General features: G+C 74.8%; 12 protein-coding genes. 6 read left to right on the forward strand and 6 right to left on the reverse strand.

Annotation, left to right across the window (positions count from 1 at the left end; genetic code table 11):
• Positions 1 to 2 precede the first annotated feature (2 nt).
• From ACFVQ3_RS15190 to ACFVQ3_RS15215, 6 genes are read left to right on the forward strand one after another with little or no spacing between them, the layout of a single operon-like run.
• Complete coding sequence (locus ACFVQ3_RS15190; protein ID WP_387640648.1) at positions 3 to 248, forward strand: MbtH family protein; 246 nt, start codon at positions 3 to 5, stop codon at positions 246 to 248.
• On the forward strand, positions 245 to 1672 hold the full coding sequence (locus ACFVQ3_RS15195; RefSeq protein WP_387640651.1) for an MFS transporter: 1428 nt from the start codon (positions 245 to 247) through the stop codon (positions 1670 to 1672). Before ACFVQ3_RS15190 ends, ACFVQ3_RS15195 begins: the two co-directional genes overlap by 4 nt.
• The gene (locus ACFVQ3_RS15200; RefSeq protein ID WP_387640653.1) at positions 1669 to 2592 is read left to right on the forward strand and encodes a siderophore-interacting protein; all 924 of its coding nucleotides are present in this window, start codon (positions 1669 to 1671) and stop codon (positions 2590 to 2592) included. Before ACFVQ3_RS15195 ends, ACFVQ3_RS15200 begins: the two co-directional genes overlap by 4 nt.
• Positions 2585 to 3571, forward strand: a complete 987-nt coding sequence (locus tag ACFVQ3_RS15205) for a thioesterase II family protein (RefSeq protein ID WP_387640656.1) — start codon at positions 2585 to 2587, stop codon at positions 3569 to 3571. The genes ACFVQ3_RS15200 and ACFVQ3_RS15205 overlap by 8 nt, the downstream gene beginning before the upstream one ends.
• Positions 3568 to 4608 carry a FecCD family ABC transporter permease gene (locus ACFVQ3_RS15210; protein WP_387640659.1) on the forward strand — a complete coding sequence of 347 codons (1041 nt, stop codon included), beginning with the start codon at positions 3568 to 3570 and terminating at the stop codon, positions 4606 to 4608. The genes ACFVQ3_RS15205 and ACFVQ3_RS15210 overlap by 4 nt, the downstream gene beginning before the upstream one ends.
• Positions 4605 to 5768 carry a FecCD family ABC transporter permease gene (locus ACFVQ3_RS15215; RefSeq protein WP_387640662.1) on the forward strand — a complete coding sequence of 388 codons (1164 nt, stop codon included), beginning with the start codon at positions 4605 to 4607 and terminating at the stop codon, positions 5766 to 5768. The genes ACFVQ3_RS15210 and ACFVQ3_RS15215 overlap by 4 nt, the downstream gene beginning before the upstream one ends.
• Positions 5769 to 5866: 98 nt before the next feature.
• On the opposite strand, the gene ACFVQ3_RS15220 is transcribed toward ACFVQ3_RS15215, so the two are convergent.
• The 6 genes from ACFVQ3_RS15220 to ACFVQ3_RS15245 all read right to left on the reverse strand — a co-directional run bounded on the left by ACFVQ3_RS15220 (position 5867) and on the right by ACFVQ3_RS15245 (position 12362).
• Positions 5867 to 6664 carry a 4'-phosphopantetheinyl transferase superfamily protein gene (locus ACFVQ3_RS15220; RefSeq protein ID WP_387640665.1) on the reverse strand — a complete coding sequence of 266 codons (798 nt, stop codon included), beginning with the start codon at positions 6662 to 6664 and terminating at the stop codon, positions 5867 to 5869.
• A 221-nt stretch (positions 6665 to 6885) separates the two neighbouring features.
• Entirely contained in the window at positions 6886 to 8496 is a 1611-nt protein-coding gene (locus ACFVQ3_RS15225) for a PQQ-binding-like beta-propeller repeat protein (RefSeq protein WP_387640668.1), read from the reverse strand.
• 52 nt (positions 8497 to 8548) lie between these two features.
• The gene (locus tag ACFVQ3_RS15230) at positions 8549 to 8839 is read right to left on the reverse strand and encodes a WXG100 family type VII secretion target (protein WP_387640670.1); all 291 of its coding nucleotides are present in this window, start codon (positions 8837 to 8839) and stop codon (positions 8549 to 8551) included.
• 234 nt (positions 8840 to 9073) lie between these two features.
• Positions 9074 to 9811 carry a hypothetical protein gene (locus ACFVQ3_RS15235; protein ID WP_387640672.1) on the reverse strand — a complete coding sequence of 246 codons (738 nt, stop codon included), beginning with the start codon at positions 9809 to 9811 and terminating at the stop codon, positions 9074 to 9076.
• Positions 9812 to 9873: 62 nt separating this feature from the next.
• Positions 9874 to 11616: a sensor histidine kinase gene (locus tag ACFVQ3_RS15240; RefSeq protein WP_387640674.1), complete on the reverse strand. Its 1743-nt coding sequence runs from the start codon at positions 11614 to 11616 to the stop codon at positions 9874 to 9876.
• Positions 11613 to 12362 (reverse strand): response regulator transcription factor, encoded by a 750-nt coding sequence (locus ACFVQ3_RS15245; RefSeq protein ID WP_138822934.1) that lies wholly within the window; start codon positions 12360 to 12362, stop codon positions 11613 to 11615. Before ACFVQ3_RS15245 ends, ACFVQ3_RS15240 begins: the two co-directional genes overlap by 4 nt.
• Positions 12363 to 12483 lie beyond the last annotated feature (121 nt).

Here is a 12483-nt window from a genome sequence, read left to right on the forward strand (position 1 = left end):
CCATGAACCCCTTCGACGACTCCGAGGGCACCTTCCTGGTGCTCGTGAACGACGAGCAGCAGCACTCCCTGTGGCCCGAGTTCGCGGCCGTCCCGCCCGGGTGGGACGTCGTGCTGGGTGCCTCGACGCGCGCGGTCGCGCTCGCCTACGTCGATGCGCACTGGACCGACCTGCGCCCCGCGAGCCTGCGCCGAGTGCTCGACGGCGCCGCTCCCTCGGGGCTCCGGACCACGACGACGGCGACGTGAGCGCCCCGGGCCTCTTCTCCGCGCTCGCCCTGGACCTGTCGCCGCTGCGCGCGAGCCGCAGCTTTCGCCTGCTGTTCGCCGGGCGGGTCGTGTCCCTGCTGGGGCTCGGCATGCTGGTGGTGGCGCTGCCCGTGCAGGTCTACGCGCTCACGGGCTCGTCGCTGCACGTCGCGGGCGTCAACACGACCCTGGGGGTCGCGGCGTTCGCGGGGACGCTCGTCGCGGGCGTCGTCGCCGACCGCACGGACCGCCGCCGCGTCATCCTGTGGTCACGCTCGGCGGCGATCGTGGGCTTCGTCGCGCTGCTCGTGAACTCGCTCGCCGAGGCGCCGTCGGTCGCCGCGATCTACGTCGTCGCGGCGTGGGACGGCCTGGCGGGCGGGTTCAGCGTGGTCGCGCTCGCGGCCGCGGTGCCCTCGCTCGTGCCGCGCGGTCAGCTTCCCGCGGTCGCGGCGCTCCAGGCGATCTCGCTCGACCTGGGCGCGGTCGTGTCCCCGCTCGTCGCGGGGATCGCGATCGCGCACGGCGGGTCGAGCCTGGTGTTCGGGGCCGTCGTCGTCGCGAGCGTCGTGAGCCTGGGCTTCCTGGTGCGGCTCCCGTCCCTGCCGCCGGGCGGCGGGGAGGAGGAGCCCGTGGTGCCCGACGGCGTCGGCTCGCCCGGGCACCCCGCTGCGGCTCTCGCGGGACCAGGGCCGGGCGAGGCTCCCGTGCCCGACGGCCCCGTGCGTCGCCCGCGCCCGTGGGACGACCTGGTCGAGGGGCTGCGTTTCGTCGCGACCGACCGCGTGATCGGCGGCATCGTCCTGCTGGGCTTCGTCCAGATCCTGTTCGCGTCCCCGCACGTCCTGATCCCCGAGCTGGTCGACAAGCAGCTCGGCGCCGGGCCCGAGGTCGTGGGCCTGCTCTTCAGCGCCCCGGCCGTCGGCGCGCTCGTCGCGACGCTCACGAGCGGGTGGACCGGGCGCGTCCGGCGCACGGGCCGTGTCCTGCTGATCGTGTTCGCGGCCTCGGGCGCCGGGGTCGCGATGCTCGGCCTGTCGCAGTCGGTCGCGCTCGCGGTCGTCGCCATGGCCCTGGTCGGGGCGGGCGACGTCCTGGGTGAGATCCTTCGGTTCACGCTGCTCTACGAGCGCACGCCCGACCACCTGCGCGGCCGCGTGAGCGCGCTGTGGACCGCCCAGGGCACCGCGGGCGACGCGCTCGGCGGCCCGCTCCTGACCCTGATCGCCCGGGCCCTCGGGGCGGGCGGGGCCATCGCCGTGGGCGGGGCGCTCGCGGCCGTCTCCACGGGCCTCGTCGCGCTGCTGGTCCCGGGGCTGCGCCGCGCGGTCACCGAGCCGGACCCGGTCGTCGACGACCCCCACGAACCTTCCCCCCAGCCCGTCGACGTCATCGTCGGCACCACCCGAGGAGAGAACGCATGACCAGCACCACGAGCAGGCTCGACACGACCGAGCAGGCCACGTCACCGCAGGCCCAGACGGGCTCCGTCGAGCAGGTCACCCTGCTGACGCACCCGCTGCGCCCGCGGCTGCTGACGGTCTCGGCCGTCGAGCAGATCGCGGCGCGCATGGTCCGGGTCCGTCTCACGGGCGACGACCTCGAGGACTTCGTGACCGCGGCCCCCGAGGACCACGTCAAGCTCTTCCTCCCGACCGAGCCGGGCGGGACCCCGGAGATGCCCGAGGTGGTCGACGACCGCTGGGCCGGCGGCCGCCACCTCACGAGCCGTGACTACACGGTGCGGTTCTTCGACCGCGAGGCCCGCACGCTCGACATCGACCTCGTGGTGCACGAGCACGGGATCGCGGGGCGGTGGGCGGGGCGCGCCCAGGTCGGCGACCTGGTCGGTGTCCTGGGCCCGCGCGGCTCGTTCCTGGTCAACGACGTGTTCGACTGGTACGTCTTCGCGATCGACGAGACGGCGCTGCCCGCGGCGGCGCGATGGCTCGAGAGGCTGCGCCCCGAGGTCCCCGTCACGGTCTTCGTCGAGGTCCAGGACGAGGGCGACGTGCTGCCGCTCGGGTCGGCCGCGAACGCCGACGTCACGTGGCTCTTCCGCGAGGACCGCGCACCGGGCACGACGTCGCTGCTCGCCGACGCGGTGCGCGGCACCGACCTCCCGCCCGGCAACGGGTTCGTGTGGGTCGCGGGCGAGTCGCTCTCCATCAAGCCGCTGCGCCGCTACCTCAAGAACGAGGTAGGGCTGGGCCGCGACAACTTCGACGTCGACGGCTACTGGCGCAAGGGCGTCGCGGACCACGACCACCACGGCGACGACACCGACGAGGCCGAGGCCGTGCCCGACGCCGCGTCCGAGGCCGACGGAACCCCTCGTGACTGACGTGGAGGGCACCGCGCCCCGCAGCGACCACCCGGCGCTGCGTGTCCTGGCCTCGCCCCCGGGGGCGACGTGGCGGGTCGTGGTGTGCCCGCACGCGGGTGGCGCCGCGAGCTACTACCGGCGCCTCGTCCTCGCCCGCGACCGGGCGGTCGGCGGGCACCCCAGAGGGTCGGCGGCGCCGTTCGCGTCGGCCCCCGAGGTCGTGGCCGTGCAGTACCCGGGCCGCGAGACGCGTCTCACCGAGCCGCCGGTGCAGTCCATGACCGACCTCCTCGCGGACGTCGCGGGCCCCGTGCGCGCTCTCCTCGCCGACGACGTCCCCACGGTCCTGCTCGGGCACAGCCTCGGGGCGTCGGTCGCGGTCCGTGTCGCGGCCGGCGCCGGGCCGGGGGAGGCCCCGGACCTGCTCGTCGTCTCGGGTCGCGCGGAGCGTGCCGACCGGCCGCGGTCCGGCGGCCGGGACGGGGACGGGAGCGACGTCGTCGGGCCGGGGAGGCTCACCGCGCGCGACGACGCCGCGCTCCGGACGTGGATCACCGCGCTGGGCGGCACCCCGCCCGAGCTGCTCGCCGACGCCGAGTTCTTCGCGCTGCACGCGCGCGTCCTGCGCGCGGACCTCGCGGTCCACGACTCGCTCGGGCACGCCGCGGCGGACGAGGCCACGGCGATCACGTCGCCGCTCCTGCTGCTCGCCGGGTCCGACGACGTCGCGTCGCCCCCCGAGGCCGTCGCGCCCTGGGCGGAGCGCGCCCGGGCGGGGGTCCGACGGCGGGTCGTCGAGGGCGGGCACTTCTTCGTGGGCGACCGATCACCGGAGGTCGTCGAGGCGTTGCGGGCCGCGCTGACGGCCGTCGCCGCGGGCACCTACGCGGACCGGGTCGCCCGCCCGACCGCCGAGGAACGATGGGTGTGGTCGCGCGAGATCGTCGCCGCGGACCTGCGGCGGCTCGCGGGCACCGGTGCGGGGACGGCGTCGTGAGCGGCACGCTCGCGCCGGTCGCCGCGGCGCGCTCGGGGCGCGGCCCGGACGGCCGGCTGCCTCTCGTGAGCGCTGCCCTCGTGCTCGCGCTGCTGGGCGCGGTCGCCGCGAGCATCGCGTTCGGGTCGCAGCCCGTGCCGTTGCCCGACGTGCTCGCGGTCCTGCGCGCGCCGGGCACGAGCGAGGCCTCCGCGATCGTGTGGGACATGCGCGTGCCCCGCACGGTCCTGGGGCTGCTCGTCGGGATCGCGCTGGGGGTGGCCGGTGCGCTCACGCAGGCGCACACCCGCAACCCGCTCGCCGACCCCGGTCTGCTCGGCGTGACGTCGGGCGCGGCGTGCGCCGTGGTGCTCGCGATCCACGCGGGTGTCACGAGCCCGTCGGGGGCCGTGGGCTTCGCGCTCGTCGGCGCGCTGTGCGCCGGTGCGATCGTCGTGGTCCTCTCCCAGCGCATCCGCGTCCTCGCGCCGGGGGTCACGCTCGTCCTCACGGGGTCGGTCGTCACGGCGCTGCTCGCGTCGATCACGTCGGGGGTCCTGCTGCTCGACCGCACGACCATGGACGTGTTCCGGTTCTGGAGCATCGGCTCGCTCGTGGGGCGCGGGCCCGAGGTCGTCTGGACCGTCGCGCCCTTCCTCCTGCTCGGGCTCGTGCTCGCGGTGGTCAACGCGCCGACCCTCGGGGCCCTCGAGATGGGCGACCAGCTCGGCGTGACGCTCGGCCGGCACGTCGTGCGCGACCGGGTCGTGGGCCTGCTCGCCGTCACGCTGCTCGCCGGGGCCGCGACGGCCGCGTGCGGGTCGATCGCCTTCGTCGGCCTCGCGGCGACGCACGCCGCGACACGGCTCGGGCTCGGGGGACCGGCATGGCGCGTCCCCGTCGCCGGCCTGTGCGGCGCCGTCCTGGTCCTGGGGGCCGACGTCGTCGGACGCCTCGCCCCCGCGACCTCCGAGATCCAGGTCGGCATCGTCATCGCCCTCGTCGGTGCCCCGCTCTTCGTCGTCCTCGCCCGTGGCTACCTGGGAGACCGATCGTGACCACCACCCTGCCGGGGACCGCCCCGGAGAGCAGGCCGACCGACGAGCCGTCAGAGCGGCACCGGGGTGCTCACCGGCCCGGCCCCGACGACCCGTCGGGCCCCGCGAGACGACGGCACGTGCTCCGGCGTGCCCTCCGGCCGCTGCGCCGCCACCCGGGCAGCCGCAGGCAGGTGCTGGTCGGGGGTGGGCTGGTGGTCCTGCTGCTCGTGCTGCTCGTCGCGTCGATCATGGTCGGCGAGTACGTGCTGCCCGCGGGCGACGTGGTCCGGACACTGCTCGGCGCCGGGGACCCGGCCGACCGGTTCGTGGTCCTGGGCCTGCGCGCGCCGCGGGCCGCGACCGCGATCGTCGTGGGCTTCGCCCTGGGGGCGGCCGGGGCGATCACGCAGTCGGTGGCCCGCAACCCGCTCGCGAGCCCCGACATCCTGGGGGTCACGGCCGGTGCGACGGCCGCCGCCGTCGCGGCGATCGTCCTGGCGGGCACCGGAGCCGTGAGCAGCTTCCTGGTCACGGCGGGCCTGCCGGTCGTCGCCGTCCTGGGCGGGCTCGCCGCGACCGCTCTCGTGTGCCTGCTCGCGTGGCGCGGCGGGATCGAGGGGTACCGGCTGGTGCTCGTGGGGCTCGGGGTCAACGCCGGGGCGTCGGCGATCACGTCGTGGATGCTGGTCCGCGCAGAGCTGCCCGACCTCAACGCCGCCCTCATCTGGATGACGGGGAGCCTCAACCGTGCGAGCTTCGAGATCGCCGGGCCCGTCGCAGCGGTCGTCGTGGTCACGGTCACCGTCAGCGCGCTCTCGGCCCGGTGGCTCGCGATCCTGCGCTTCGACTCGCGCGTGATCGTCGGGCTGGGCGTGCGACGGTCGGCGGCCCAGCTGCTGCAGATCGCCCTGGCCGTGGTCCTCGCGGCCGCCGCGACCGCCGCGGCCGGGCCCGTCCCGTTCGTCGCGTTCGTCGCACCGCAGATCGCGTGGCGGGCGCTCGCGGCGCAGGGGCCGCCTCCGCTCGGCGCGGGCCTCGTGGGGGCGTGCGTGGTGCTCGCCGCGGACCTGGGTGCGCGCTCGCTGCCCGTGGACCTGCCGGTCGGTGTGGTGACCTCGGCGCTCGGTGCGCCGTTCCTGCTGTGGCTGCTCCTGCGCGAGAGCAAGGAGGTCCGCTGAGCGGTCGACGGTCGCCGTCCGGGGTTGCCGCCCCGGGGTGCCCGGCCCGGGGCTGTGCGGCCGCGTTGACCCGGGCCGCGCGATCGACGGCCGGACGGTCAGGGGAGGGTGCGGCCGTGCCGGGCGAGGAGCGCGGTCCCGTCGACCACCCGGACGCTCCCGAGCGCGACGGGGCCGCGCGTGGAGCGGAGCGCGACGGCCGCACAGAACGTCTCGCCCCCACCCGGACCCGGACCCGGACCCGTCCCGCCACCCGCACCCCCACCCGCACCCGGACCCGTCCCGCCACCCGCACCCGGCCCCGTCCCCGCACCCCCGTCCGCCGAGGGCGTCGCCATGCCCCGCCGAGGGTGACGCCCCGGCCCGCCGAGGGTGACGGTCTGACCCGCCGAGGGTGACGGCCACGCCGCCGGGAGCTCCAGGTCCTGGACGACGAGCCGGTCGGGAACGGGGAGGAGCCCCCCGCTGCGCACGACGTCGGCCGGTTGGTCCGCGCGGGACAGGAGGAGGTCGTCGCGCGGGGCGAGGAGGCCTGTGCCGACGGCCTTGAGAACGGCCTCGCGACGGACCCACGACCGGGTGAACGACTCGGCGTCCCACCCGTCGGTGGGGCGTTCGTCCGACGGGACGGCGTCGAGGAGATCGAGGAGATGGGCGCGCGCAGGGGTCGAGGACTCGACGTCCACGCCGACGTCCACACCACCGACGTCCACCCCGGCCTCGGGGACCGCCCAGGGCCCCGTCGGACGAAGCCCCGCTGCCGCGTCGACGACCGCGACGAGCACCCAGGATCCCGCGTGCGCGATCGAGAACGACGGCCCGGTGACGACGTACGGTCGGCCAGGTGCGGCGCCCTCCCGGGCTCCGAGCCGGATGTCGACGTCGCCGGGAGCCATGCGCAGACGTTTCCCGAGGGCGGCCCGGGCGAGGAGCCGTCCGGTGACGAACCGGTCGTGATCCACGGACCGACGGAACCTCGACGCCTTGGCCGCCTCGTCGACCGACAGCCAATCCTCCGTACCGGGTGGGCAAGGGGTCGGCGGCGCGCACCAGACCGTGACGCTCGTGGTCAGGAGTGACGTCGGCACACCGGACACCCTAGGTCGTCGGGGCGTGGTCAGCCCCTCCTGCTCACGGAGTCCTCGGAGAGCTGGAGCAGTGCACCGTGGTAGCCGATCAGGCCCTGGTTCGGAGCGTCCTCGCGGGTCCACAGCACTTCACCCGTCGCCAGGTCGTATCCCGTGGTGCGTGGCACCCCGTCGGCGCCGTGGGCGAGGATGATCACCTGGGAGCCGTCGGTCGCGGCCCCGGACGGGTAGATCGAGTCCTCTCCCGGCACGGTCCACAGCCTGCGGCCCGTGCTCGGGTCGAGCGCGGTCAGGCCGTTCGCACCGTCGTCGACGACGATGACGGTGCTCGTGTGCACGAACAACCTGCTCGCATACGTCGAGACGTCCCAGAGCTCGTCACCCTCGGGCGTGAACGCCGTCAGGCCGCTCAGGGTGTCGACGAAGACCGTGCTCTCGCCCGTCCCGTCGGTGGCGGACGCGCGAAGGATCTGCCCGGTGACGTCCCATGACGGGGAGCCCGTGCGGTCGAGCACGGTCGTGCGCGTCGTCGTCTGGTCGAACCTGTTCACGGCCGTCGCCGTCAGCGGTTCGACCTGGTCGTCCGGTGCGGCCGGGTCGTCCAGGCGGGCGCCGCCCGCGTCGAACGACGCGCTGACGCCGCAACCGTCGACCTGGACGACGTAGCCCGTCGTCCAGGTGGTCACCCGGTCGAGCGTCAGCACGGGGTCGGTCCCGGCGCTGCTGTCCTGGCACTCCCAGACCTCGTCCGGCGCGACGAACGGCACCGTGCTCTCCCAGAGCACGTCGCCCGAGAGTGCGTCCTCCAGGGTCACGACGACGCCTCGCCCTCCGGGCACGTCGACGAAGGTCGGGGCGTCGTTCGCACCCCAGACCTCGCGCGGGCCGACGGGCGGACCGACGGGTCCGTCACGACGGACCGTCACGACCGTGCTGCCGGGGCCCACGGTGTAGCTCGACCCCTCGTCGACGGTGCCGAGGTCCCTGCGCCCGGTGACCCGTCCGTCCTGGCTCAGAGCCGTGACCGTCATGGCTTCCGGGGTGCCGGACAGGCACAGGAGGGGGCCGTCGTCCACGACGAACGGCTGCCAGATGCTGCTCCGACCACAGACCGCCCGGGGGCCGACGGTCGCCTCCCACTCGTCCTGACCGGTCAGGACGTCGACGGCTGTGACGGTCTCGTCGGTGCCGCTGGCGTCGTGGCCGAGGAGCAGCCCGCCCCAGGGCATCCAGAACCGATCGGCCAGGTCTCTCGACCAGATCTCCTGCGGCGGTCCCGTGAAGGGCAGCACCCCGCCCTCGCTCGCGACGAGGCGTGCCTGCGTGCGCCGCTCCTCGATCTGCCCGCCGATCGCGAGCCCGCCGGCCACGAGGGCCAGGGCCCCGGCGGTGGCCACCCAGGGCTTCCAGGACGTCGTCCTCCTGCCCGACGGCGCGTCCCCCGCCCCGGGAGCCCCGTCACCCAGGTCGTCACGGGAGCCGTCGACATCGGCACCGGACCCGCCGCCCACGGCACCGGCAGACCCGCCGGACCACGCACCACCAGCCGGGCCTCCGGGCGCCGAGAGGTCGTCGTCCAGGTCCTCGACGACCTCGAAGGACACGGGGCGAGAGGCGGGGGACGGGCGGCGACGCGGCATGGAGCGGAGCCTAGTCGCCCGGATGGCGCGCCACGAGCACCGCCAGGGCCGGTCAGCGCAGGAACAACCTCGAGGCCTGCGCCTCGGCGTCCGCGTACGTCTGGGCGGCGGAACCCAGCGCGGTCGTGACCGAGTCGAGCGCGGTCTCGACGTGCACCTGCGCGCCCTGCCACTCGGCCATGACGCCCGCGAACGCCGTGGCCGCGCCGCCCTGCCAGCTCGCCTGGAGGTCCTGGAGGTTGCGCATCATGGCCCCGACCTCCGCACGGATGGCCGTCACCGACCCTCCGACCGCGGCGCTCGCCTGTGCGACCCGTGCGCTGTCGACCTCGTACCTGCTCATGCCGTCCTGCCTCTCACCGAGCTCGCAGGGCACCGGTCGGTGCCCTGCCCCGGGGCGCGGTGCGCAACCGGGTGAGCAGGACGCTAGAGGGGAGCGGCGCCGTCGGGCAGGGGAGGCACCGTGCCCTGTGGGCGCTGCGTCACGACGCGGGCCTGTGCACGGCTCGCCGTCCAGCGGCAGCCCGGCTCGCCGTCCAGCGGCACCGCGGCATCGCCGCAGACGGCCCGGGACGGTTCAGGACGGCGACGGCGCGACGAGCGCCGGCGGGGCCGACGCGTCGAGCTTTCTCTGCTCCTTGCGCAGGCGCTGCAGCTCGGCGTCCAGGTTCTGCCGCGCGGGCTCCTCCCACGCGGCGCCCAGGGGGCTCGAGAAGAGCGACCGGCGGTCGAGCAGCTTGGTGATGATCGCGGTGCGCGCCCTCAGGTAGTCGGCGAGCGGGATGTGCGCGTACTCGTCGCGCACGTCCTTGAGGTACTCCTTGTACCGCTGGGGCTCGGCCGCGAGCATCGCGAGGTCCGCGTCGCACAGCACGGCGCAGTCGAAGTCCGCTGGGTCCGGCGCGTGGCGCACGAGCGCGTTGACCAGGAACGCGACGCGGCGGCACGCCTTCTCCGGGACGCCCAGCCCCGACAGCTGCTCGAACGCGAGCGCGGCGCTCGCGCTCTCGTCCTCGCCACCCTTGTTGGCGTACGCGGCCTTGCGGGCCGCGTCGAAGATCGCGCCGTGGTACCAGGCCGCGAGGCGGACCACGTCGGCGTCGTGCGTCTCCTCCGCGAGCTCGTCGACACGTCCCAGGACGTCGGCGAGGTGGCGCAGGTTGTGGAAGTGGCGGTCGGGCTGGTTCCAGCGCTCGAGGAGTCCTTCGCCGACGGCGAGGATCTCCTCGGTGGGGGCTGTGGCCCCGGCGCCCTTGCAGCTACGGGTCCAGGAGGTGAGCAACCACTGCGGTGCGTCAGAGGTGGTGACGCCCATGAGATCAGCCTTCTTCGATGCGGGAACAGGATGCGTCGTCGAGCGCAGATGCTCCTTCGAGCCTACGTCCGATCCGTCGACGACCCGCCATCGTAGCCCTGTGTCGGGAGTTCCACATGAACCGTGAGGCCACCGCCCTGCGTGGGTGCCACGGAGATGTGCCCGTGGTGCGCCCCGACGATGGCCGCGACGATCGCCATGCCCAGCCCGGAGCCCCCCGAGGCACGGTTGCGCGACGAGTCCGCGCGGTAGAACCGCTCGAACACGTGGGCCGCCTGCTCGGGTGTGATGCCCGGCCCGTGGTCGCGGACCTCGAGCACGCCGACGGGCGGCCCCCCACCCTCCGCGGCCTGGGCGCCGAGCGCGATCTCGACCGGGGTCCCGGCCGGGGTGTGCTGCGACACGTTGCCGATCAGGTTGGCGAGAACCTGCCGCAGGCGGTCCTCGTCACCGATCACGGTGAGGTCCCGGGGGGCGTCCCCGGAAGCGCCGCTCAGCCCCACGAGGCGCACCTCGCGCGTCGGGTCCAGGGCGTGCAGGTCGCCTGCGGAGTCGCGCGCCAGGGCCGCGAGGTTCACGGGCTCGTGACGGATCGGGCGCCCCTCGTCGAGGCGGGCCAGCGCGAGAAGATCGTTGACGAGGGTGCCCATGCGCGACGCGGAGTCCTCGATGCGGCGCATGGTGTCGTCCATCTGCTCGGGCGTCGTCAGGGCGCCCATGCGGTAGAGCTCGCCGTAGCCGCGCACGGTCGCGAGCGGGGTCCGCAGCTCGTGGCTCGCGTCCGAGACGAAGCGGCGCATCCGGGCCTCCGACGCCTCCGAGGCGGCGAATGCGCGTTCGATGTGGTTGAGCATCATGTTGAGCGAGGCGGCGAGCGAGCCGACCTCGGTCGAGGGCGGGGCGGGGCGGATGCGGCGCGTCAGGTCGCCACCGGCGATGTCGGCGGCCGCCTCCTCGATCTCGCGCAGCGGGCGCAACGCGCCCTGGACCGCGAGGAAGGCGACCGCGCCCCCGACCAGGGCGATCACGACGGCACTGATGGCGAGCGTCCACCCGAGGAACCTGACGGTGTCGTGGATCCCGGCCAGCGGCAGGGCGACGAACGCGGTCGACCCGTCGGGGCCGAGGAGCGGCATGACGCGCCACTGCGTGGGGTCGGTCGGGACGAGGAGCCCGTTCTGCTGGGGCGGCACCGTGAACGGGCCGTCGATGCGCTTCACCTCGTCGAGCGACAGCGCCGGGATGTCGGGCACCCCGTACCTCAGGGCCGTCCTCGGGAAGGAGAGGGGCTGGCTCACCCCGTTCGACCACCGGTAGAGGATGTAGTAGTCGGTGGGGAGCCTGACCGCGTTCTGGCTGAACTGGCTCTCAGGGTCGGTCGCGACGTCGGTCGCGGTCGCCTTGAGCTGGTCGTCGACCTGCCGGACGAGGTAGTTCGACACGAACACGCTGGTCGCGACCGCCGCGACCCCCAGCCCGGCGGCGAGCAGCAGCATGATGATCGCGACGAGCCGCGTGCGCAGCGGGATGCGCGCGAACCAGCCCCAGTCCTTCGTGGGCACGGGCCTGCCGTACGGGCGGGGCCCGTCGGGCGGCGGCACGGGAGGCAGGTCCTGCCCCGCGTCGTCAGGCCCCGTGCCCGACGGCGCAGCCTGCGCCCCAGGACGCGCCGCACCCGGGGCGGGGCGCGCCGAGGAGGGGCGTGACGTCGTCGGGCCGGGGGGTGGCGGGACGGGGGGCAGCGCGCCCGAGGCGCCCGGCGCTCCGGCCGGACCGCCGGGCGACGAGGACGAGGGCGTGCTCATGACCGGCGGGTGCTCCCCGACTCCGGGGGCGTGCGCAGCAGGTACCCGACACCGCGCTTGGTGTGGATCAGGGGCTGGACGGGCTCCTCCGTGCCGTCCGGGCCGATCACCGTGAGGTTGTCGATCTTGCGGCGCAGGTACGAGATGTAGGACTCGACGATGTTCGCGTCCCCGCCCCAGTCGTACTGCCAGACGTGGTCGAGGATCTGCGCCTTCGACAGCACACGGCCCGCGTTGAGCATGAGGTAGCGCAGGAGCTTGAACTCGGTGGGGGACAGGTCCACGACCTGCCCCGCCCGGCGGACCTCGTGCGAGTCCTCGTCGAGCTCGAGGTCCGCGAAGCGCAGCACCGCGGTGTCCTCGGGCTCGGCGTGCGTGCGGCGCAGCACCGCGCGGATGCGGGCCACGACCTCCTCGAGGCTGAACGGCTTCGTCACGTAGTCGTCCCCGCCGACCGTGAGGCCCGTGACCTTGTCCTGCGTGTCGTCGCGCGCCGTGAGGAACAGCACGGGCGTGTGCTGGCCCGTGGCGCGCATGCGGCGGGTCACGGTGAACCCGTCCATGTCCGGGAGCATGACGTCGAGCACCACGAGGTCCGGCTCGACCTCGCGCACGAGCTTGAGCGCGCTCGTGCCGTCCGCGGCCGCGTACACCTCGAAGCCCGCGAACCGCAGGGACGTGGACAGCAGCTCACGGATGTTGGGCTCGTCGTCGACCACGACCAGCCGTGCCTCGGGTTCGCTCATGGTTCCAGTGTGCGACCGAACCCTGGGAGTCGCCTGGGCGGCAGCGGTGCGGTGCGCTGCACGCCTCCGTGACGCGTGGTGCGCGGCCCGTGTCGGCGGACGATGGTTGCATGGGCCTGCA

Origin of the sequence: Oerskovia sp. NPDC057915 (assembly GCF_042887685.1) — a bacterium.
Lineage (GTDB): Bacteria > Actinomycetota > Actinomycetes > Actinomycetales > Cellulomonadaceae > Oerskovia.